This window comes from Helicobacter sp. 12S02634-8 (assembly GCF_002272865.1).
Taxonomy (GTDB): domain Bacteria; phylum Campylobacterota; class Campylobacteria; order Campylobacterales; family Helicobacteraceae; genus Helicobacter_J.
Map to the genome: position 1 here is coordinate 59,221 of NZ_MLAP01000008.1, position 22,720 is coordinate 81,940.

Here is a 22,720-nt window from a genome sequence, read left to right on the forward strand (position 1 = left end):
ACTTATACTAAACTTTTATGATATAATAAAACTAAAAATTAAGCCATTTTGGGAGTGTTTTATGAGCAAAAGTTTATACAAAACTCTTGATGTCAGTGAAAATGCCACAGCTGAAGAAATCAAAAAATCTTACAGAAAATTAGCAAGAAAATACCACCCTGATATCAACAAAGACAAAGAAGCTGAAGAAAAATTCAAAGAAATCAATGCTGCTTATGAGATTTTGAGCGATGAGAAAAAACGGGCGCAATACGATCAGTTTGGCGATAATATGTTCGGAGGGCAGAATTTTAGCGACTTTGCCCGCTCTCAAGGGGGAGCAGGTATCAATCTTGATGATATACTCTCTCAGATCTTTGGTAATGCAGGGGGTTTTGGAGCAGGGGCGAATCATTTTAGCTTTGGCGGGGGGTTTGGCTTTGAGCCAGATTTGGATATCCGCGCAAATCTCACAATCCCCTTTGTGAGTGCTGTGCTAGGGGATAAACACCATATCAATATCCAAAACAACAGCTTTGATATCAAAATCCCTGCGGGAATCTGTGAGGGAGAAACGATTCGTGTGCGCGGAAAAGGCAAGGCCGGCAGAAATGGCAATGGGGATTTGCTACTCAAAATCTCTATCGCACCTGATGATACATACACAAGAGAAAATGATGACTTGATTAAAACCTTTGACTTGCCACTCAAAACTGCGCTTTTTGGAGGCAAAATCACCATACCCACGCTCTATAAAGAAGTGCAGCTCAAAATCCCTGCTAATACAAAAAACAACCAAAAATTTCGTATCAAAGAACTTGGGGTCAAAAACAGAAAAACAGGGCATATGGGGGATTTGTATCTGCGAGCAAATATCATCTTGCCCCATACAGACACCCTGCCTGAAGAGCTGAAAAAAGCCCTAGAAGACCAACTGCCATAACTCCAACACCAAAAGGACAAAACAATGTATAGCTATGATGAACCTGTATATCTCATCAGTGTAGTCGCAAAGATACTTGAAATCCACCCCCAAACACTCAGACAATATGAAAAGGAGGGCTTGATTGAGCCCGGTAGGACAGATGGCAAAATGCGGCTATATTCCCAAAGGGATATTGACAAAATCAAAACAATCCTTCGCCTCACACGCGATATGGGAGTCAATCTCGCTGGGGTCGATATTATCTTGCGTCTAAAAGAAAAGCTTGATGAATTAGACACGCTCAATGAAGAACTGCGCTCCAATCTACAAAAAAAGTCCCACACTTCTAGCACAGGAGTGAGTGTCAAAAAGAGCTCTTATGAACTGATTGTGTTCAAAAAATTCAAATAATCTTGCTTGTTTGATGCATTTTGATAAAAATTGATGAAAAATAATGAAAAATCTTGCCAATCTTTTGCGCCCTAAGACCTTAGAAGACTTCATCGGGCAAAAGCATATCATAGGCCCTGATTCTCCTTTGATACAAGTCATAGCACAAGGGAGTTTCCCGCACGCATTTTTCTATGGCCCTGCTGGGAGTGGGAAAACGACCTTAGCTAGGCTCATCGCCCAGCAGCTCCAAAACCCCTTTTTAGCCTTCAATGCCACGCATTTCAAGCTCGAAGATCTCCGATTAGCCCTCAAGCCATACCAAAACACGCTCATCAAGCCGATTGTATTCATCGATGAAATCCATCGTTTGAGTAAAACCCAGCAAGAGTTTTTACTCCCCATTATGGAAGACCAAACAGCCATTATTTTAGGGGCTAGCACCCAAAATCCCTTTTATACCCTCACAGGTGCGATCCGATCACGGGCTTTGCTCTTTGAATTTTTGCCCTTGAGTTTTCAAGAGCTTGAAACTATCTTGCAAAAAGCCCTTAAACTCTATCCTTGCGAGCTTTGTGATGACGCAAGAAAATATCTGATCACCTCAAGTGGTGGTGATGGGCGTGCTATGCTTAATCTCTTAGATATCGCCTCACACAGCCAAGACACTCCCATAGAACTCCGCACACTCCAAGCCCTACGCCCTGTAAGCCTTAATGATGGGAGTAGCGATGATGACACACATTACAATCTCATCAGCGCTATGATCAAATCAATCCGCGGGAGCGATGAAAATGCTGCTGTGTATTATCTGGCTCGTTTGATTTGTGCGGGCGAAAACCCAGAATTTATCGCTAGGCGCCTTGTGATTTTAGCGAGTGAAGACATTGGCAATGCCAACCCCAATGCACTCAATCTCGCCACTTCTACAATGCTCTCTGTTGCTAAAATCGGCTACCCTGAAGCTAGGATTATCCTCTCTCAATGCGTGATTTATCTGGCTTGCTCGCCCAAGTCAAACACTGCTTATCAAGCCATCAATGCTGCTATAGACTCTATCCATCAAGGCGAAATCTTAAATATCCCACCCCATCTCCTCCCCCACTCCAAAGACTATCTCTATCCGCACGATTTTGGAGGGTGGGTGCGACAAAAATACCTCCAAAAACCCCTTACCTTCATCACGCACTCACACAAAGCATTTGAAAAGACCTTGTATGAATGGCTCCAAAAAATCAAAGGAGGCAAAGGGGGCAAATGAGATTTTGCAGATATTTGCCCTTGCTTTTGTGTGTATGGGGTCTTTGGGGGCAAAACCTAGACATCGATACAACAAAAGATGGCTGGCAGCTAGAACTCAAACGGATTTCGCTCAATTTTTCTTCGACTTCACTCAAAAACCAAAACCTCTATAGTAGTTTCTCCAACAGCCGTATCCGAGGCACTTCTCAGATTGTTACACAAACCTTTGGGGAGTTTGATGCTAACTTTTATGCTAAAAATTTTGTCATATTCAACTCCTTGCTTGCAGAATACGGCAGAAATATCATCAGCCCTCAAAAAGGGGGCAAAATCGACAACAAAACCTTAGACAGAATCCTTTTATCCACAGATTACACACAAAGGATTTGGAAGTTTGAAAGTTTAGGGGGCTTTGAGCTAGGGCCTTATGCCCAATTGAGCTATCGCACAGAATTTACCCCACAACCAGGGCTCAATCGGATAAAAATCTTGCGCTTTAGCTCGGGGTTTAAAATCTTTGAGGGCAAATATGTCAAAAATCTCTATGCCAATCTTTTTGGCGAAGAAGACTTCACCTATGCCAAATTCGCAGAGAGCCTTGGTGTGCAGATGGGCTTTGATATCGAGCAAAAAGTCCGCGAGGGGGTGGATTTCACTTATCATATGGATTTCAAAAACTACCTCCTCAACAACTACCCTCCCTCCCATAACCCACAATATGAGCTAGAATTTGAAGCGCGCATGAATACGAATTTATATAAAAATTTCTCCATCTCACCTTTTGTGAGTTTTTATATGCTCAAAGGTCGGTATTTCAAGGAAATCGGAACAAATATCTTTATTGGCGTTTCGATCTCTTATAATCAGATTTTTGTCAATGCTTCGCAAAAATAAAGGGATTTTTAAACCAAACTTGCTAAAATCAATGCCAACTAAATAACAAAACGGGAGTGGTTATGCAGACTCAAATGGGGCAGACTCAAACAGGGCAGATACAAACAGGCAGGGTTTGGAAATTTGGTAAAAATATCGACACAGATATTATCATCGCAGCAAGATACCTCAACACTAGCGATGGCAAAGAACTTGCAAAGCACATTATGGAAGATTTTAGAAGTGGCTTTGCTGGGTTGGTGGCTGCGGGAGATTTTATCGTTGCTGGGGAAAACTTTGGCTGTGGGAGTAGCAGAGAACACGCACCTTTAGCGCTCAAAGAAGCAGGGATTGGGGCTGTGCTAGCTCCCTCTTTTGCTCGGATCTTTTATCGCAATGCCTTCAACACAGGTCTGCTAATCTTAGAGGTCGCTCAAAGCGATATTGACGCTATTGCTGAGGGCGATACACTCACGATTGATTTGCTTGAGGGCAAGATCTATAACCGCACGCAAAATACCACCTATGCCTATGCTAAAATCCCACCTTTTATGCTTGAACTCCTCCATTGCGGGGGATTGATGCCCTATGCGCAAAAGCAAATCAAAGAGCAAAAAGGACAGAAATGAAAACCTATCACATAGCCCTTATCAAAGGAGATGGTATCGGCCCTGAAGTGATCACACAAGCCCAAAAAGTATTAGACAAAGCAGGGCAAATCTATGGTTTTGAGGTCGTTTATGATGAATTCTTGATGGGAGGGTGCGCATATGATACACACAAAACTCCCTTGCCTGAAGCAACGATTCGCGGGTGTCTGCAAGCTGATGCGACGCTTTTTGGGGCGATTGGAGGAGCAAAATGGGACCATTTACCCAGAGAATTGCGTCCTGAAAGCGGGCTTTTAGCCTTGAGAAAAGCGCTAGAGGTCTTTGCTAATATCCGTCCAGCCATCGTATTTGACGCACTCAAACTTGCAAGCACACTCAAACCAGAGGTGGTCTGTGGTGTGGATTTGGTCGTAATCAGAGAGCTTGTCGGGGGGATTTATTTTGGAGAGCCTCGGGGCAAAGAAGCTGATTGTGCCTACAATACCATGCGCTACACCCCTAAAGAAATTGAGAGGATTGCTAAAGTGGGCTTTGAATTTGCCACAAAACGGAGAAAAAAACTCTGCTCGATTGACAAGGCAAATGTTTTAGAGGTCAGTGAGCTTTGGCGTGAAGTTGTCACTCAAATCTCAAAGCAATACCCTGATGTCGAGCTTTCCCACCAATATGTCGATAATGCGAGTATGCAGCTCATCAAAGACCCCAAGCAATTTGATGTGATTTTGACAAGCAATCTTTTTGGAGATATTTTGAGCGATGAAGCCAGTATGCTGACAGGCTCTATCGGTCTTTTGCCCTCTGGAAGTATCGGCGAGAGGGCTGCACTCTATGAGCCCATACACGGATCAGCCCCTGATATCGCAGGGCAAGGGATCGCTAACCCAATAGCAGCCATCTTGAGCGCTGCGATGATGCTCCAGCACACACTCCATAATACCCAAGCTGCGCAAGCGATTTGGCAGGCTGTGAGCCGCACCCTCCAAAAGGGCTATCGCACCAAAGATATCAGTGCCTTTGATGCCAAAGAAATTTGCAACACCCATCAAATGGGAGATTTGATAGCAAAACATTTGGAGCAAGTCTAAAATGAGCTTTAAAACCATCACACTCGCAAGTATCTATGAATTACAAGGCTTCAAAGAAGAAGCCCTAGAAATCTATAAAAATATCTTAAAAACCAACCCCGAGCACCCAGAAGCCCAAAGCGGATACCAACGCTTGAGTCAAAAAAACAAAGACTCACAATGCACCAACACAGCAATGCGGGATCTCTTTATCTCTGCGAGCACTCCAGAAGAATTCCAAACAATCGAAAGGTATTTGATGCGATGGAACTAAAAGATATGATCCTCCAAACTCTCACAGAAATCCAAGAATCCCCCTACCCCCAAAGCCCAAAAGAGCACGCAAGAGAAGCACACAATACGCACATACACAATCAACAAGATACAAGAGAAAATCAAGCAAAAGGACAAAATCAAGAGAGAGGGCAAAATCAAAAAATAGAGCAAGATGTATGCAAACAAACAAGCCCCACACCCCCCAAAACGCATAGCACAAAAGCCGAGCTTGACTTCCTCTATGCCCTCAAAGAAAAGACTCTTGTCCTCTTTGAAGGTCTGCAATCCCCGCAAGCCAAAGACTTGAGTGCAAAACTTGATTTAGTCATCAACTATCTGCAATACCAACTCTCCATCATCGACCAAAAGCTAGAAGAATAGCCCAAGACCCCCTCCAAGACCCCATAAAGAGGGACTTAGAATTTATTCTGCCTGATTTGGTCTAAAATATACATTGAATTTATAATTTTTATAGTATCATTATCCGACAGATATTTCCTAAGACTAAGGTAAAAAATGCTAGAAGTATTGATGATAGAAGATGATATAGAGCTCGCAGAGATTTTGAGCGAATACCTCAGAGGGCACGATATTAATGTCACTAACTACGATGAACCCTACACAGGTATGAGTGCTGTAGCCACGCAATATTATGATCTTTTGCTACTAGATCTAACGCTCCCTAATCTCGATGGTCTTGAAGTCTGCAAGCGAGTGGCCAAGCAAAAAAATATCCCTATCATCATCTCTTCAGCTAGAAGCGACCTTGATGACAAAGTCAGAGCGCTTGAATATGGCGCTGATGATTATATCCCCAAGCCCTATGACCCTAAAGAACTCCTAGCAAGGATCCAATCTCTCCTCAGGCGATACAACAAAAAAGGCGGCAAAAATGAAGAAAAAGACAAAAGCTCTATTTTCAAAATAGACAAAGACAGCCGTGAAGTTTATTTCAAAGATAAAAAGCTCGAACTCACACGTGCTGAATATGAGATCCTCACACTCCTCATCAGCAAAAAGGGTCATGTATTTTCACGAGAAGCTATCGCCATTGAATCTGAATCCATCAATCCTGAAAGCTCCAATAAAAGCATTGATGTTATCATCGGGCGATTGCGCGCTAAAATCGAAGAAGATCCCAAAAAACCAAAATATATCATTTCTGTTCGAGGTGTAGGCTATAAACTAGAATCCTAAAGCCCGCACAATGAGAACTTCTATATTTTTTAAGATCACAATCTTATTTTTATTTGCTCTCTTTAGCTTTTTTGCCTTTTCTTTTTATTTCATCAAAACCCAGATTGAATACGAAGCCAACCAATCTGAAATCAAATACAAGCAATTCACCACCACAATCAACCAAATCATAGCCCACAATGGCAACATCGAAATCATAGAAAAATACCTCAAAGAACTAGGCTTTGAAATCGCCCCAGAAGCTGACATCAAAGAAGCCTTGCTGAATTACAACAAACTCCCCATCGGTTTCAATGGTCTTTTAGCCAAGACCGTTAAAATCAATAATGAAATCTTTATCCTCCTAGAAACGCGCAATAAAGCCACCTTGTATAAAGACACCTTCAAAACCTCTTACCAAAACTACTATCTCATCACATTTGCGGGGATTTTGCTACTCATATTTTTATTTACCCTAGTGATCAAAAGCCTCCTCCCGCTCAAAAGACTCCGCCAGCAAATCCGATATTTCTCCAATGGCAAGCTCAATATCAATTGCAAAATCGATCAACAAGATGAAATCGGTGAGCTCGCTAATGAATTCAACAACGCCATCAAAAAAATTGCTGCGCTCAATGAATCTAGAAGCCTATTCCTCAGGTCTATCATGCATGAGCTCAAAACCCCTATCACCAAGGGCAGAATCACAGCTGAAATGATCGAAAATCCCCTGCAAAAAGAGCGTCTGACCTCAGCTTTTGAAAGACTCAACACCCTTATCAATGAATTTGCCAAAATCGAGCAGCTCACTTCACAAAGCTACAAAATCAACAAAAGGGAATTTTTGGTTGATGAACTCATCGAACAAACAAAAAAAATGCTCCTTATCGATAAAATGAGTGTGGATCCTATCGTGCTTTTATCGCCCAATGACCTCATCAAAGCTGATTTTGACCTCTTTGCAATGGCTGTCAAAAACCTCTTAGACAATGCGATCAAATATGGTCTTGATGGCAAAGTCCTCATCAATACAGACAAATACAGCCTCATCATTGCCAACAAAGGCAACCCCTTGAAAATGCAATTCAAAGAATATTTCAAGCCTTATTTCAAAGACTCTACAAAAGCCAATTCTCAAGGCTTTGGGCTTGGAATGTATATCATCAAAAATACCCTAGACGCCCAAGGCTTCAATATCACCTATGAACACAAAGATGGCACCAACTATTTCATTATCCACGGCTGCATTGTCGAGAACTTCTGTATCGTCCCCAAAAAGGACAAAAAACTATGAGAACTCTTGTGGTATTATGGCTTTATTGTTTCCCTTATGGGATAATATCCAAGCACAAAAGGGGTCAGGTATGAAAGATATGGAAGATTGGAACGAGAAATGTGCCATCGTGGGTGTCTATAATGTCCCTAATGCCTCTATACTGAGTTATTATGCACTCTTTGCAATGCAGCACAGAGGGCAAGAAGCTAGCGGTATCAGTGCCTCTAATGGCAAAAAGATTGCCACACACAAACAGATGGGTTTGGTGACAAAAGTCTTTGATGCCCCCACACTCAAAAAACTCCAAGGGAATTCAAGTATCGGACACAATCGCTATTCTACTGCAGGCGAAGACTCTATAGATGAGTGCCAGCCTATCTTTGCGAGGTATAGTCTAGGCGAGATGGCGCTAGCCCATAATGGCAATCTCACCAACGCCAAAGAAGTCCGCACAAGGCTGATTGAAGATGGTGCGATTTTCCAAAGCCACCTAGACACTGAAAACATTATCCACCTCATCGCCAAAAGCCCTAAAAAAAGCCTTACAAATCGCATTGTTGATGCGCTAGAACAAATACAAGGGGCTTATGCGTTGGTATTTTTATCTCGGACAAAAATGTTTGCTGTGCGGGATCGGTATGGTCTGCGGCCTTTGAGCTTGGGGCAAATCACAAACCCCGATGGGAGTATGGGCTATATTGTAGCGAGTGAAACCTGTGCTTTTGACTTGATTGGAGCTACATATATCCGCGATTTAGCCCCTGGTGAAATGCTAGTCTTTGAGGGGGCTTATTCCCAGCATAACACCACGCCAAAATCTCTGCAAATATTCACTCCACAGCCTAAATTCTGTATCTTTGAGTATGTCTATTTTGCTCGCCCTGATAGCAAAGTATTTGGAAAAAATGTCTATGAAATTCGCAAGCAAATGGGTATAGAACTTGCCAAAGAGCATAAAATCCAAGCTGATATGGTGATCCCTGTCCCTGATAGTGGCGTAGCTGCTGCGATTGGGTATTCTAGAGAGAGTGGGATACCTTTTGAGCTAGGTATTATCCGCAACCACTATGTCGGCAGGACTTTTATCGAGCCCACCCAGAGTGCGCGCGAGCTAAAAGTCAAGCTCAAGCTCAACCCCATAGCAGCAATCATTGCAGGCAAAGAAATCATTATCATCGATGATTCCATTGTCCGCGGCACTACAAGCAAGCAAATCATCAAAATCTTAAGGCAAGCAGGGGCTAAAAAAATCCATCTTTTCATCAGCTCCCCCCCTACCATATCCCCTTGTTATTATGGCGTTGATACGCCCGATGTTTCAGAACTCATTTGTGCTAATCACTCTTTAGAAGAAGTTAGAGATTTTATCGGGGCTGATTCGCTCGCATTTCTCTCCCTCTCAGGACTCCAAAAGAGTATCCATCACGATGATGACAACCATCAGGGCTTTTGTCAAGCTTGCTTTGATGGCAACTACATCATAACATAGGAATCAATTTTGAAAAAAATACTTACGATTGGAAGATATTTTAAATCGCGTTTTGGTCAAAGGGTGCGAAAAATCCCTATTTCATTACAAGGCTTCACCTGCCCCAATATCGATGGCACCGTAGCAAAAGGGGGCTGTATCTACTGCAGAAATGAAAGCTTCTCTCCGAGTATTGTCAAAATCTCAGATCTCAAAACCCCCGTAGAGATGAATTTTAAAATCAAAGAAAACCCTATCTTAGAAAATCAAGTCGCCCAACTCAAAGCACAATTCAAATGGCACGCACAATTCCATAAAGACAAATTTGCTATCCATAAATATATGGTCTATTTCCAGTCTTATACCAACACATATGCCCCCTTTGACACGCTCAAGCGACTCTATCAAGAAGCCCTAGCCCTCCCAAATGTCATCGGACTGAGTATCGGGACGCGCGTAGATTGCGTGAGCGAGGAGGTGCTTGATTTGCTAGCAAGCTATGTGCAAAAGGGCAAGGAAATATGGCTAGAATATGGTATCCAATCTGTATATGATGAAACTCTCAAAATCACCAACCGAGGACATACCACTGAGGGCATACCTGAACTTTTTGCCAAAAGCCGCCAAAGAGGTATCAAAGTCTGCGCACATCTCATCTATGGACTACCCAAAGAAACCCCTGAAATGATGCTCCACTCTCTAAAAACTACGCTTGATTGGGGGATTGATGGACTCAAAATCCACCCTCTTTATGTTGTGGAGGGCACATACCTAGAAAAGCTCTATCTATCGGGCAACTACACGCCCATTGAATTGGCTGATTATGCCCAACTCATTGTCAAATCCCTCCAGATAATTCCCTCAAATGTCGTTGTCCAAAGAGTGAGCGCAGGGGCACATGATACAACCTTGCTCGCTCCTAAATGGTGCTTTGACAAAAATATCCAAATGCGTTATTTGCGCGATCAGCTCAAAAGTGCTGGGATTGAATATTAATTTTAAGGAGTGAAAATGTTTAGAAGACTGCGTCGTTTGCGCCTCAAACCCAACTTAAGAGAGCTTGTCAGAGAAACCCGACTGGATATAAATGATTTTATCTATCCGCTATTTATCGTTGAGGGCGATGGTATCCAAAATGAAATTACTTCAATGCCCGGTGTGTATCAAATGAGTATCGATAAAATCCTCTGTGAGTGCCAAGTGCTTAAAAATCTTGGGATTTATCATATCTTGCTTTTTGGAATCCCATCACATAAAGACGCCTGCGGGAGTGAGGCTTTGAGCGATCAAGGGATCATCGCCAAAAGTATTAGGGCTATCAAGGCAAAGCACCCTGAAATGACTATCACAGCAGATTTGTGCTTTTGTGAATACACAGACCACGGGCATTGTGGTATCATCGACCCTGTATTGCATAGCGTTGATAATGATGCGACCTTAGAGATACTCGCCCAACAAGCGATTGTTTTATGCAAAAGTGGTGCTGATGTCATCGCGCCTAGCACAATGATGGATGGCATGGTCGTAACCATCAGAACCCAGCTCGATCGCGCAGGATTTAGCCATATCCCTATCATGAGCTATTCGACTAAGTTTGCTAGCGCTTATTATGGACCTTTCAGAGAAGTTGCACAATCCACTCCGAGCTTTGGCGATCGAAGAAGCTACCAAGAAGACCCCGCTAATCGCAGAGAGGCCATACTTGAGAGTCTTAATGATGAAGCAGAGGGGGCAGATATTTTGATGGTCAAGCCCGCTTTGGCTTATCTGGATATTGTGCGGGATATCCGTGAGCAAACGCTCCTCCCTCTTGCTGTTTATAATGTCAGTGGAGAATACGCAATGCTCAAAGCAGCCCAAAAAGCTGGCATTATCGATTATGAAAAAGTAATGCTAGAAACAATGATAGCTTTCAAGCGCTCAGGGGCAGATATCATCATCAGTTACCACGCCAAAGAAGTTGCCACGCTATTGCAAGGCAAATAAAAACGCATATGAAAAGCCATAATAAAAGCTGTTAAAGCCCTTATTGATGGCAATATTTTTGTATAAATCTGAGCTATAAAACCCTTGAGAAAAAAATGGCACACCCATTGTAAGCTCCAAGCGATGTTTGGAATCAATCGTCATATTCACGCCCAAAATCGCTAATAGCTGATGGATCAAAATATGCTCGCTCTTTTTTGTGTGATAAGAATTCATATAGCTTGCACCCACAAAAGCTCCAAAATTAAATCGCTCCCCACAATAATAATTGAATAAATAATCAGCTTCAGTCTTGACCCCAACACCTGAATACAAAACAAATTGATTGCGCTTATCAAGCAAACGCATATTCATATATCCCACGCCAATACTCACACGCACACCATTTCTACGACTCAAAAAATATTCTAATCCCAGCTTCCCTCCGATATAACCCTCATAGCCATAAAATTCATTATTTTCTCGCTCTAATTTCCCTTTGGTCAATCTTGACCGATAGACACTATCAGTATTTTGCGTATCCACCCCAACAAGAAGCTTGAGCCCATCAGCAGATACAAAGTTATGCATAACAATAACAAGTATCATTATAGATAAAATATTTTTCACACCAACCATCAATACCTCTAAATATATACACATCTATATCCAAGGCATTATAACAAAAAGCCCTCAAAATATAAAGCCTCTGCTTGTCTAGTATCTCCGATACTCTTTTGGCTCTATCAGCATTTTTTTGTGCCATTGCTCCCATAACGGGCTTCTTGCACCTCGATAAAAAATTCTTTTCGGGTTTTGGGGATCTTATCAGGGTGGTTTTTAGCCATATGCTCTAAATATCTATCATAGCTAGGCAATCCCACCAATAGATGCCAAAATCGCTCTTGGCGTCTATAAAAATAAGTGACCTTACCCCAAACACCCATTACCAAACCCCCTAAATCCTAACAGACCCTAAAGGCGGGGAAATGCGATGGGACTGCCAATGCCCCCACGCAATCCTGATACAAGCAAACACCACCAACAAAGTCACTAGCATAAAAAACACGCACAAAATCGCATTGATGATATTGCTTCGGATAGAGTTCTTTGCTAGAGTGAGGGCTGTTGGGTCGGTGATAGTTTCTAGTTTAGCGCTCAAAATCTGTGCTGTTGCAATATGGCTGATACTATCTGCGATTTTATCCCCACTAGCAGGCAAGACTTTTTGGATACCTCCATAAAATGTCGCAACAAGGACAAACGCCGCAGGCAAGGCAGAAACCCATACATAACGCCCCTTACCCATCTTGATTAAAATCGCTGTCACCAAAAGCAGTGCCATAGCTGCTAGCATTTGATTACTCACGCCAAAAAGCGACCAGAGTGAATAGATCCCGCCTTTAGGGTCAATCGCCCCTTGATAGAGGAAATACCCCCAACCTGCCACACAAATAGCTGTCGCGATGATACCTGCAGTATATGAATGCGTGTTTGCTAATGGCTTATAGACATTACCCAAAATATCTTGGACCATGAAACGGCAAGTGCGTGTGCCTGCATCAACAGCTGTGAGGATAAAAAGCGCTTCAAATAAAATCGCAAAATGATACCAAAACGCCATCATCTCAGGACCGCCAATAATCTGATGGATAATCAAAGCCAGCCCGATAGCAAAGGTCGGCGCACCACCTGTGCGGCTCAAAATCGTTTCTTCGCCAATGTTATGTGTGAGTGTTTGGATCTCTTCTGGACTGATAGTAAAGCCCCAAGAGCTGATGGTATGGGCTACTTGAACGATATCTGTGCCAATCGTGATGGCTGGAGAGTTGATAGCAAAATATAGCCCTGGGTGCAAGATAGAGGCTGCAATGAGTGCCATAATCGCCACTGCTGATTCCATAATCATTGAGCCATAGCCAACCATACGCGCATGTGATTCCTTCTCGATCATCTTAGGTGTAGTGCCAGAGGAAATGAGCGCATGGAAACCACTGATAGCCCCACAAGCGATTGTGATGAATAAAAAAGGAAAAAGACTCCCTGCAAACACAGGCCCACTGCCATCAATATATTGAGTGATTTTAGGCATTTGCAAAGGCGGGGCGACAACAATGATAGCCAATGCCATACACAAAATAACTCCGATTTTAAGAAAAGTGCTCAAATAATCGCGTGGGGCGAGCAAAAACCACACTGGCAAAATCGAAGCAATAAAGCCATAAATAATCACAATCACAGCCAAAGTGGGCGCATCAAAGGTCAGCAAACTCGCCATATAAGGATCTGCAGCAATATGACTGCCATAATACAAAGCCCCCATCAAGAGCACAAAGCCGATGATAGAAGCCTCCCCTACTCTGCCAGGTCGGATAAAACGCATATACACGCCCATAAAAATTGCAATAGGGATTGTCATTGCTATCGTGAAAAATCCCCAAGGACTATCAGCCAACGCCTTCACTACCACCATGGCTAAAATCGCAATGATAATCAACATAATGCCAAAAATTCCCAACATCGCAAAAGCCCCAGTGAAATGCCCCATTTCATCTTTAATCATCTCGCCCAAAGACTTGCCATTGCGTCTTATAGAAATAAACAAAACGACAAAATCATGCACTGCCCCTGCTAGCACACCTCCGACCAAAATCCAAATCATAGAGGGCAAATACCCCATCTGCGCGGCCAAAATAGGCCCGACCAATGGCCCTGCCCCAGCAATGGCTGCAAAATGATGTCCAAACAAAACAATCTTATTAGTAGGGACATAATCCTTGCCATCATTGTAACGTTGTGCGGGCGTGGGACGCGTGTCATCGAGTTCAAGCACTTTATAAGCGATAAACTTACTATAAAAACGATACCCAATCGCATAGATACACACACTCGCTGTCACCATCCAAATCGCATTCACACTCTCCCCCTCATTTAAGGCCAAGACACCAAAGCAACAAGCTGCCAAAACGGCAATCAAAGCCCAAATCCCCCCAACTACAATACGATTCATTATCTTTCCTTTCGTTTGATTTGATACACTAATCATAAACTACAAATCAAGAAAAAGCACCATATACAAAAAGCTAAAGGGACAAAAATAAAAGGTTTTTGGAAATAAAGTAACACTTTAGTCCATTATCAAAAGTGATTTTTAGAGCTGTAATCACAAGTTATGCGTGTCTATGTTGTGCGTATCTGTGTTATGGGTATCCAAGTTGGGTATCTGTATCAAGGTTTCAAGCTCTCAAAAAAGTGGGGCATTAAAAGCTCGCTTAAGGTCAATAGGGGGCTCACTCGAGATCACTTGAGGTCGCTTGAGATTGATGGGGAGGGGGCGCACTTTGAGTTTGATAGGCTCACTCAAGCACACCTAAAGTCACTTGAGTTTAATAGGCGCACTTGGGTGATCCTGAACTCGCTTGAACGCAATGGATTTTTAGATTTTTTGGATATTTGAAATCTTTCAGACTGCCCCTTAAAGTGCTTTTGAGGTCAGAGGGTTATTTTTGCTCAGGCTCCCAAAATGTATCTGGTGATGGTGGGTAGAGTGTATCATCGACTGCAGATTCTTGTGCTTGTGTCGGGTCTGATTGTGTGGGAGTGGCTTGCGTGGGGGCTGTTTGTGCTTTGGACTTGGTAGCAGGGGTAGTGGTGGTGGAGGGGATTTGAGTTGTAGAAGCGCACGCATTGAATACAAAGGCTATCAGTATTGCTGTGAATAATCGGATCATTTTTTCTCCTTTCGGTTGTGTCGTTGTGTATAAAATCCATCAAGAACAAGCGAGAACAAGTCCCATTTCAAGTAGTCCTCATCAGATCTCAAACCTAGACCAAAATTCGCATTATACCCATATTGATATAACCCCAATCAAACAAACTTCCAAATCCCAAACACTCCCGCTAAAAATCCCATATTTTGGGCTCTCAAGCACTCTAATCTTAGATCACAAAACAAGCAAAGCACTCTAAAAGCCCTAAATTCTAAGCCCCCCATAACTTTAGGAGCGATTTTGGTGTTTGAGCATATCAGCAATCAAAAAAGCAAGTTCAATCGCTTGAGTCGCATTGAGTCTGGGATCGCACTGGGTGTTGTAGTTACAGCCAAGGCCTGCTTCTGTAATGGCTTGAGAGCCCCCAACACATTCAGTCACATCTTGCCCTGTCATCTCTAAATGCACGCCCCCTGCGTGGCTGCCTTGGGCTTGATGGATTTCAAAAAAGCTTTTCACTTCGCTCAAAACACTATCAAAAACTCGTGTTTTATAGCCCGAGCTTGCTTTGATGGTGTTGCCATGCATGGGATCGCAGCTCCAAAGGATTTCTCTGCCCTCAGGATTGATCTGCCCCAAGAGTGCGGGGAGTCGGGTTTTGATATTCTCAGCGCCCATACGCACAATCAGATTCAAGCGCCCGGGTTCATTTTGAGGATTGAGAATATCACAGATTCCTAAAATATCTTCTTTGGTGGCATTAGGGCCGATTTTGACCCCCACAGGATTTTTAACCCCGCGCAAAAACTCTAAATGTGCCCCATCAAGCTCCCTCGTGCGCTCGCCAATCCAAAGCATATGCGCAGAGCAATCATACCACTGCCCACTCAAGCTATCTTGACGCACCAACTGCTCTTCATAATGCAATAACAAGGCCTCATGGCTAGTATAAAATTCTGTTTCTTTTAAAATCGGAGTATTTTGCGTGCTGATACCGCAAGCCTTCATAAAGCCTAGAGTTTGGGTGATACGATCTGCTAGCTCTTCATATTTCTTGCCAAAATCATTATTTTTCACAAAGCTCAAATTCCAGCGATGGACTTCATTGAGATCAGCCAAGCCCCCTTGCGCAAAAGCACGTATGAGATTGAGTGTCGCAGCGCTCTGATGGTAAGCCCTCAGCATTCTTTTGGGATCAGGTATCCTGCTTGTGGGGTCAAATTCAATGCCATTGATCATATCACCTCGGTAGCTAGGGAGCTTGAGCCCATCAACCTCTTCTGTATCTGAAGAGCGGGGTTTAGCAAACTGCCCTGCCAAGCGCCCAACCTTGATGATAGGGCAACTCCCTGCAAAGGTCAAAATCGCTCCCATTTGGATAATGATTTTAAACATATCTCGGATATTGATGGCACTAAAATGCGAAAATGACTCCGCGCAATCCCCACCTTGCAACAAAAATGCCTTACCGCAAGAGGCCTGCTTGAGTCGCTCTTTGAGATTTCTAGCCTCCCCTGCAAAAACTAATGGTGGGTAGCTCTTGAGCTCTTTTTCACTTTCTTTTAGGGCTTCTTGATCGGGGTAGATGGGGTGCTGCTTGATAGGGAAATCTCTCCAAGACTCCGGAAACCACTCTTTTGTTTGCACTTCTTTTTGCATCTTTGCTCCTTTGTGATATGTTTGCCCCCTTTGGGTAGTCGCTTATCTTGGGTATTTTATCCTAAAGTTTTCAATAAGCCCCCTCAAACTAGCACAAAACTAGGAAAACACACATTGATTTGAAGACCCATTGGGTGAAATCTGATATAATCTCCCCAAACAAAAATACAAAACTTTCGAGGAAACAATGACTATCGATGACCCACTACTCCAAAAGCTCCAAAAACTAGGAATGATCCAAATCGATCCCCAAAAAAGTGAAGCAATCAAAAAAAGTTTGGAAGATATTTTGGGTTTTGTAGAAAATATCGCTGATCTCCCCCTTTGTGACACACAAGATAAAATTCAAGAACTAGCAGACCCCAATCACTCAATCAACGCACAAAAGGCAACGCCCTTGCGTGCAGATACCCCAGCAATCGACCCTACAATCCCCCCTCATGTCCTCAAAAATGCCCCTGAAGCTAAAGATGGGTATTTTATCGTGCCAAAAATCATCGAATAGCCCCCTCCCCTAGCCACTCTAGCCCCTCTTTTTTTTCCACGATTTTCTCCCACGTTTTTTAAAATTTTTATAAACGCAAGAAATTTGCCAATAACTCCATGCCTCCCCTTGAAAGCACAGATTCAGGGTGGAACTGCACTCCATAGACATCATGATCCCTATGTTTGAGTGCCATCACAATCCCAGCACTATCAAAGGCCAAAGGCACAAGCTCCTCGCCCAAAGAAGCCACATACAAAGAGTGATAACGCCCCACTTCAAGCCGATCTCCCAACCCTGCAAAAAGCGGGCAAGGCAGCAAGTCAATCACGCTGGATTTGCCATGCATTGGCTCTGTGAGTCTGGCTATCTCCCCACCAAAGACCACGCCAATACACTGATGTCCCAAGCACACACCTAAAATCTTTTTTGTTGGAGCATAATGCCTGATGGCCTCTAAACTGCCCTTAGCGTCTTTTGGGTGGCCAAAACCAGGTGCGATGATGATATGGCTATAAGGCAAAAGCATAGAGAGCGTGCAGGTATCATAGGCAAAAACATCTACAGAACAAGAAAGGGCGTGGAGATAATAAACAAGATTGTAAGTGAAGGAATCATAATGGTCTATCATCGCTATTTTAGGTGCTTGATGATTTTTCTGTGCTAGGGGTGTTTGGGGCATACAGACCTCATTGATGGGCATAACTTGAGTGTATGCAACTGGCGCACGGAGTTGGCACAATAGATTCTATCAGCCCTAAACAAATCAGAGATATAAAGAATCTTTTCCTTCCAAAGCCCCTTTGTGAGCATTTTTTGGCGATATATCCCCCCAAGCAATCCACAAGCAATCGGTGGCGTCCATATCTCCCCATCAATCTCTAAAGCGATATTGCTCCTTGCTCCCTCAGTGAGCTGCCCGTCTTGATTGTAATGGATCACATCAAACACAAGCCCCTTTGCAATCATTTCCATACTGCTTGCATACCAAGGTCGGTGCGTGGTTTTATGATACAAAAAATCATTGCGATAATCTAAGGGGCTTTGTGCGAGTCTGACATATTGACTCTGGGGGCTTAAAAGTGGGTGGTAAGTGGTGTGTATCTGCCCATCTTGTGAGAGTAAAAGCCTCATGATTCCATCTTTTTGGGGTTTTTGCTCCAAAAGCTTCGTGTCAAAGGCGATACCAAAATATTTGGCTGAATTTTTCAACCTCTCAAAATGCAATGGCGCATCAGCAATCTCCAAGCCCTCTACCCACATTGTTTCTACCAAAGAAAATTCCAATTTCGGATAGACAAAAAAGGACTTCAGCAAGCTCTCCTCCCACTCCTCGTTCGCCCGACTATCCCAGACTATCCCCCCTCCTACATTTAAAGTATATTCTTTGTCTTCTTGTGCTTTATGCAGAGTGCGGATCGGCACACTCCAAGTCATCTGCTCCTTACTAATCACACCAATCGCCCCACAATAAACACCCCTAGGGCTGCCCTCTAATGCAGCTATAATCTCCATTGTCCTTTTTTTGGGCGCTCCTGTGATCGACCCGCAAGGAAAAAGTGCAGAAAATATCGTAAAAAGTGGTGTATTTTTGGGGATAAATGCAGAAATCTCTGAAACCATCTGATGGAGCGTGGGGTGGGTTTGGATAGCAAAAAGTCGATTGACATTTACACTATTTTTGAGGGCAATGCGACTCAAGTCATTACGCAAAAGATCGACAATCATCACATTTTCACTGCGATTTTTAGGGTCATTGCGTAAAAATTCTTGATGGGCTCTGTCTTCAAGAGGATCAGCCCCGCGCTTGATTGTGCCTTTCATTGGGCAAGTCGTGATGGTGTCATGGGACTTAGATGTTGTGATGGTGAAAAAAAGCTCAGGACTAAAGCTCAAAATACTCTCAAATTCATTGATAATCAGGGCTTTATAAGGAGTATTTTGCGTAGAAAGGATCGAATAAAAAATAGCAAGCGCATCACAATGGGTTTTGAGCTTCAAAGGGTGGGTGAAATTTGTCTGATAAGTATCCCCACTTCTAATTGCTTCTTTGATTTGGGCAATTTTTTGCGCATAAGTAGCAAAATCTATCTGCAAATCAATGCTTGGATAAAACACCTCTTGCCTACCCTCTTGATATGAGCTTATATCCAGAGAGGTCGCACACTCAAAATGCTCAAAATACAAAAGCGGCATTTTAGAAGCAGGCATATCATTTTGTAAAAAAATATCCTTAGCTTCATAACGGATATAACCGACAAAATAGCCATATTCACGATGTTTATCGATATAATCAAGGGCTGCTTGAAAGCCCTGCTTCTCAAAGGCTATAAGCTTTTTTAGACTCTGAGAATAGATTTTATCTCCAAAAATCATTGCAAGCAAACAGCCTCAAATTTTTCTACCAAAAACACAGGATTATAGCTCATCTTTGCCCTCCGTAAGCCCTCAATCCCTAAATCCTCCTCGCGATTGGCATACAAATATTCGCTGAATTCATGGGCTAAAAGCTGCTGGTTGATAATCTGATAAGCGCCGTGGTATTGGGGGTTTGCCTTTTCGATATGGATCACTGCCATTTCTTGATTGATCGCCTCACCAAAGCTAAAAGCCACAATCACACCACCCACGCTGATAAATCCCCCCTTTAAGCCTAGGACGTGATAATTTTTGAGCGCGTTGATGATACCTAGATTTTCATTTTTCAAGCCCTCGCTCGCCCCCTCTTGATTCAATGCATACCACTCTTCCCAAGTCTGCAAGACTCTAGGGGCATTGCTTGGGTCTATAGAAGTGTAGCTATAGTCTGGATAAGTCTGCAAAAACTGATTGAGATGGTTTTTTTTCTTATGGTATTTGCGACCTGAGAGTTCGATGAGCTCTTTGATACTATAGACATAATCGCTGCGATCGCGATTGGGGGTAAAGGTGAAAAGATCAGGAAAATGCAAAGTGAGCTCTTGGACAGAGCGCGCTTCTAGGGAGCGAAATTCTAGCCTCTCCCCCCTTGCCTTAGAGTCTTCTATCAAAGCAAGCACGCATTGTGTCTTATCCCCTGTGCCGATGGGATAAAAATAGAAAGGCTTTCCTTGTGGGTATTGCGTGCGTATCACCAAAAATCCTGCGACAATGCAAAAACTAATATTTCGAGATGTATGCCAAATATAAAGATTACCAAAGCTTACATCAGAGAGATAAAAAAAATCTTGACACAAATAGCTCTCTATCAAGGGCTTATCTTCTAGTGATAGTTGTTTGTATGTAATCATAGCTGCCTCACTCATCGGTCTTTACATAGCTGCCTAGCCATTTGATTTCATTGGGATATGCTTCAAAAAGCTCCTTGATATGTGGATCATCTCGGTGCCCTTCAAAATCAATATAAAAACCAAAGCTAAAATCAGACTTAGATTTTATCGGACGCGAGTCAATTTTAGTGAGATTGATACCCCTTTGGCTAAAATCTTTGAGTAAAGCTAGGAGAGTGCCAGATTTTTCAAAATCCTTCAGATGGGCAAAAACAGAGGTTTTGTCCTTACCACTGGGGAGATTGGCAAAATCACTGATGATGACAAATCGGGTTTTATTTTTGCTCGAGTCTTCGATATTATCAAACATAACAGGCAAATGATACAACTTCCCTGCAATCTTTGAGCAAATCGCAGCTGAATTGGGGACTTGTTTGGCAAGTTGCGCAGCCTTAGCTGTGGAATCAACAGGAATGCGCGTGATGTCTTGGAGGTGGTGGGACTCGATAAATGCGTTGCACTGCCCAAAAGCAATATCTTTTGAATAAATGCGCTCGATCATCTCCAAACGCTCACAATCGCTCACAAAGCTATGGTGGATAGGCAAAATAATCTCAGCAATGATTTTAAGCTCACAATTTGCGAGCAAATCAATCGTATCCCCAACCATACCATTGGTATTATTTTCTAAAGGCACAACACCATATTTTGCACGCCCTAATTGCACAGCCTTAAACACAGATTGGATATTTGTCATCGGCAGATACATACTCATTGCCCCAAAGCGCTCTTCGGCTGCTTGATGTGTGTAACTCCCTAAAGGCCCTAGATAAGCGACGCGCTCAGGGAGTTCTAAATTTCTTGAAATAGCAAAAATCTCTTGATAAATCGCTTCAATCGCAGGGGTATTGAGGTATTGAGAGCCTTTTTGTGCCAAACGATCGATGATTTCCTTCTCGCGTTCAGGGCGATAGATACTCGCTCCTGCCTTGAGCTTTTCTTTACCGATTTCTGATACGATTGCTAGGCGCTCATTGAGTAGTTCAAAAATTGCATCATCGATAGCATCGATTTTACTGCGCTTGTCATTTAGGTTCATTTTTGTCCCCTCTTAAGATCTCTAGTTCGCTAGCAATGAGATCTTCAAACCTCTCTCTGCGTCTGATGAGCTTGTCTTTTCCCCCTAAAATCCCCACTTCTGCAGCCCTAGGACGGGTGTTGTAGTTACTAGACATCGAAAAGCCATATGCCCCTGCATTTTCAAACACAACCAAATCCCCTGAATCAAGGGGTGGGAGGGCAATATCTTTTGCAAGATAATCCCCACTCTCACAAATAGGCCCGACCACATCACACAAACTCTCTTGAAAAGGCTCCTTTTGCCCCAAAACCTTGCGATAAGCCCTAGCCTTATGGACAGCTTGATACAAGCTTGGGCGCATTAAATCGTTCATCGCACCATCTACAATCACAAAGCGTTTATCTTGCGTGTGTTTTTCATACAAAACTTGCGTGAGCAAATAACCACTCTCCCCTACGATATAACGCCCTGGCTCACAGATAATCGTTAAATCAAGACCTTTGAGGGCTTTGAGCGCCATCTGCGCGTAATCATACGAAGCAATAGGCGTTTCGTTTGTATAAGTGATACCAATCCCCCCACCAATATCAAAAAACTTCAAATCAATCTTGAGCGCGAGCAAAGAGCGGGCAAAATCGGCAATTTTTTGCGTAGCTGCAGCAAGGGGTGCTAGGTCTGTCAGCTGGGAGCCGATATGAAAATGTATCCCCACGGGCTCTAAAAAGGGTGAATTTTTTGCGTGCATATAAAGCTTCAAGGCAGTGGGCTCATCGACACCAAATTTATTTTGATGCAGACCTGTAGAGATATAAGGGTGGGTTTTAGCGTCAATATTGGGATTGACACGGATAGAAATTCTGGCCTTTTTATCCAGCTCTTTTGCTACAGATTCAATCCGTGCAAGCTCTTGGGCAGATTCGACATTTAAAAACAAAATATCAAGCTTGAGTGCTTCTTTGATTTCTGTATCTGACTTACCCACACCACTAAAAATAATCCTGTAATTTTTAATCCCGGCTAAAAGAGCTCGCTTCACCTCGCCAATCGACACACAATCAGCCCCACTCTCTAAAGCAGAGAGCGTATGGACTACACTCAAATTGGAATTGGCTTTGAGTGCATAGCAAATCAAGGATTTTCTGCCTGCAAAAGCTTGCTTGAAGTCTAAAAATTGCTGCTTGATCCTATCGAAATCATACACATACAAGGGCGTTTGATACTTTTGTGCGAGTGCAAAAAAATCCATATTTATTTATCCTTGATAGAATCATAATAAAAAGGCTACAATTTTAG

General features: G+C 43.0%; 25 protein-coding genes. 15 read left to right on the forward strand and 10 right to left on the reverse strand.

The window, feature by feature from the left end; translation table 11 throughout:
* Positions 1-61: 61 nt before the first annotated feature.
* The 13 genes from BKH46_RS06235 (at position 62) to hemB (ending at position 11,266) form a co-directional block, all read left to right on the forward strand.
* Positions 62-922 (forward strand): J domain-containing protein, encoded by an 861-nt coding sequence (locus BKH46_RS06235; RefSeq protein WP_095225975.1) that lies wholly within the window; start codon positions 62-64, stop codon positions 920-922.
* 24 nt (positions 923-946) lie between these two features.
* Complete coding sequence (locus BKH46_RS06240; protein WP_095225976.1) at positions 947-1,315, forward strand: helix-turn-helix transcriptional regulator; 369 nt, start codon at positions 947-949, stop codon at positions 1,313-1,315.
* Positions 1,316-1,358: 43 nt separating this feature from the next.
* Complete coding sequence (locus tag BKH46_RS06245) at positions 1,359-2,555, forward strand: replication-associated recombination protein A (protein ID WP_095225977.1); 1,197 nt, start codon at positions 1,359-1,361, stop codon at positions 2,553-2,555.
* On the forward strand, positions 2,552-3,430 hold the full coding sequence (locus tag BKH46_RS06250) for a hypothetical protein (RefSeq protein ID WP_095225978.1): 879 nt from the start codon (positions 2,552-2,554) through the stop codon (positions 3,428-3,430). Before BKH46_RS06245 ends, BKH46_RS06250 begins: the two co-directional genes overlap by 4 nt.
* A gap of 62 nt (positions 3,431-3,492) precedes the next feature.
* Positions 3,493-4,038, forward strand: a complete 546-nt coding sequence (locus BKH46_RS06255; RefSeq protein WP_253248318.1) for a 3-isopropylmalate dehydratase small subunit — start codon at positions 3,493-3,495, stop codon at positions 4,036-4,038.
* The gene (leuB, locus tag BKH46_RS06260; protein ID WP_095225979.1) at positions 4,035-5,105 is read left to right on the forward strand and encodes a 3-isopropylmalate dehydrogenase; all 1,071 of its coding nucleotides are present in this window, start codon (positions 4,035-4,037) and stop codon (positions 5,103-5,105) included. The genes BKH46_RS06255 and leuB overlap by 4 nt, the downstream gene beginning before the upstream one ends.
* A gap of 1 nt (position 5,106) precedes the next feature.
* Positions 5,107-5,358 (forward strand): tetratricopeptide repeat protein, encoded by a 252-nt coding sequence (locus BKH46_RS06265; protein ID WP_095225980.1) that lies wholly within the window; start codon positions 5,107-5,109, stop codon positions 5,356-5,358.
* The gene (locus tag BKH46_RS06270) at positions 5,349-5,741 is read left to right on the forward strand and encodes a hypothetical protein (RefSeq protein ID WP_095225981.1); all 393 of its coding nucleotides are present in this window, start codon (positions 5,349-5,351) and stop codon (positions 5,739-5,741) included. Before BKH46_RS06265 ends, BKH46_RS06270 begins: the two co-directional genes overlap by 10 nt.
* Positions 5,742-5,876: 135 nt before the next feature.
* Positions 5,877-6,557 (forward strand): response regulator transcription factor, encoded by a 681-nt coding sequence (locus tag BKH46_RS06275; RefSeq protein WP_095225982.1) that lies wholly within the window; start codon positions 5,877-5,879, stop codon positions 6,555-6,557.
* A 10-nt stretch (positions 6,558-6,567) separates the two neighbouring features.
* Complete coding sequence (locus BKH46_RS06280) at positions 6,568-7,830, forward strand: ArsS family sensor histidine kinase (RefSeq protein WP_095225983.1); 1,263 nt, start codon at positions 6,568-6,570, stop codon at positions 7,828-7,830.
* Positions 7,831-7,909: 79 nt separating this feature from the next.
* Positions 7,910-9,301: an amidophosphoribosyltransferase gene (gene purF / locus BKH46_RS06285; RefSeq protein ID WP_095226027.1), complete on the forward strand. Its 1,392-nt coding sequence runs from the start codon at positions 7,910-7,912 to the stop codon at positions 9,299-9,301.
* A 9-nt stretch (positions 9,302-9,310) separates the two neighbouring features.
* On the forward strand, positions 9,311-10,276 hold the full coding sequence (locus BKH46_RS06290; protein WP_095225984.1) for a TIGR01212 family radical SAM protein: 966 nt from the start codon (positions 9,311-9,313) through the stop codon (positions 10,274-10,276).
* Between the two features lie 15 nt (positions 10,277-10,291).
* Positions 10,292-11,266 (forward strand): porphobilinogen synthase, encoded by a 975-nt coding sequence (gene hemB / locus BKH46_RS06295; RefSeq protein WP_095225985.1) that lies wholly within the window; start codon positions 10,292-10,294, stop codon positions 11,264-11,266.
* Here the strand turns inward: hemB and BKH46_RS06300 are convergent.
* The 3 genes from BKH46_RS06300 to BKH46_RS06315 all read right to left on the reverse strand — a co-directional run bounded on the left by BKH46_RS06300 (position 11,249) and on the right by BKH46_RS06315 (position 14,255).
* Positions 11,249-11,908 (reverse strand): outer membrane beta-barrel protein, encoded by a 660-nt coding sequence (locus BKH46_RS06300; RefSeq protein WP_143428921.1) that lies wholly within the window; start codon positions 11,906-11,908, stop codon positions 11,249-11,251. The two genes, hemB and BKH46_RS06300, sit on opposite strands and share 18 nt — an antisense overlap.
* An 83-nt stretch (positions 11,909-11,991) precedes the next feature.
* A complete protein-coding gene (gene kcuS, locus BKH46_RS06310) occupies positions 11,992-12,192 on the reverse strand; it encodes a KCU-star family selenoprotein (RefSeq protein WP_095225988.1) in 201 nt (66 codons plus the stop codon).
* Positions 12,193-12,203: 11 nt separating this feature from the next.
* On the reverse strand, positions 12,204-14,255 hold the full coding sequence (locus BKH46_RS06315; protein ID WP_095225989.1) for a carbon starvation CstA family protein: 2,052 nt from the start codon (positions 14,253-14,255) through the stop codon (positions 12,204-12,206).
* Positions 14,256-14,417: 162 nt separating this feature from the next.
* Here BKH46_RS06315 and BKH46_RS06320 point away from each other — a divergent pair, with 162 nt between their 5' ends.
* Positions 14,418-14,702: a hypothetical protein gene (locus tag BKH46_RS06320; protein WP_095225990.1), complete on the forward strand. Its 285-nt coding sequence runs from the start codon at positions 14,418-14,420 to the stop codon at positions 14,700-14,702.
* Between the two features lie 43 nt (positions 14,703-14,745).
* Here BKH46_RS06320 and BKH46_RS06325 read toward each other — a convergent pair whose 3' ends face one another.
* Both BKH46_RS06325 and BKH46_RS06335 read right to left on the reverse strand, forming a co-directional pair.
* On the reverse strand, positions 14,746-14,976 hold the full coding sequence (locus tag BKH46_RS06325; protein WP_095225991.1) for a hypothetical protein: 231 nt from the start codon (positions 14,974-14,976) through the stop codon (positions 14,746-14,748).
* A gap of 267 nt (positions 14,977-15,243) precedes the next feature.
* On the reverse strand, positions 15,244-16,614 hold the full coding sequence (locus tag BKH46_RS06335; protein ID WP_095225993.1) for a 3-deoxy-7-phosphoheptulonate synthase class II: 1,371 nt from the start codon (positions 16,612-16,614) through the stop codon (positions 15,244-15,246).
* A gap of 187 nt (positions 16,615-16,801) precedes the next feature.
* Here BKH46_RS06335 and gatC point away from each other — a divergent pair, with 187 nt between their 5' ends.
* On the forward strand, positions 16,802-17,119 hold the full coding sequence (gene gatC, locus BKH46_RS06340; RefSeq protein ID WP_095225994.1) for an Asp-tRNA(Asn)/Glu-tRNA(Gln) amidotransferase subunit GatC: 318 nt from the start codon (positions 16,802-16,804) through the stop codon (positions 17,117-17,119).
* Positions 17,120-17,186: 67 nt separating this feature from the next.
* Here the strand turns inward: gatC and BKH46_RS06345 are convergent, their stop codons facing one another.
* Genes BKH46_RS06345 through lysA form a run of 5 tightly spaced genes read right to left on the reverse strand, consistent with a single transcriptional unit; the run spans position 17,187 to position 22,673 of the window.
* Positions 17,187-17,780, reverse strand: coding sequence for an aminodeoxychorismate/anthranilate synthase component II (locus tag BKH46_RS06345; protein WP_095225995.1), 594 nt, complete (start codon positions 17,778-17,780; stop codon positions 17,187-17,189).
* Positions 17,762-19,474: an aminodeoxychorismate synthase component I gene (pabB, locus tag BKH46_RS06350; protein ID WP_095225996.1), complete on the reverse strand. Its 1,713-nt coding sequence runs from the start codon at positions 19,472-19,474 to the stop codon at positions 17,762-17,764. Before pabB ends, BKH46_RS06345 begins: the two co-directional genes overlap by 19 nt.
* Entirely contained in the window at positions 19,471-20,382 is a 912-nt protein-coding gene (locus tag BKH46_RS06355; RefSeq protein WP_095225997.1) for a phosphatidylglycerol lysyltransferase domain-containing protein, read from the reverse strand. Before BKH46_RS06355 ends, pabB begins: the two co-directional genes overlap by 4 nt.
* Positions 20,375-21,445 carry a prephenate dehydratase gene (gene pheA, locus BKH46_RS06360; protein ID WP_095225998.1) on the reverse strand — a complete coding sequence of 357 codons (1,071 nt, stop codon included), beginning with the start codon at positions 21,443-21,445 and terminating at the stop codon, positions 20,375-20,377. The genes BKH46_RS06355 and pheA overlap by 8 nt, the downstream gene beginning before the upstream one ends.
* Positions 21,432-22,673 (reverse strand): diaminopimelate decarboxylase, encoded by a 1,242-nt coding sequence (lysA, locus tag BKH46_RS06365; protein ID WP_095225999.1) that lies wholly within the window; start codon positions 22,671-22,673, stop codon positions 21,432-21,434. The genes pheA and lysA overlap by 14 nt, the downstream gene beginning before the upstream one ends.
* Positions 22,674-22,720 lie beyond the last annotated feature (47 nt).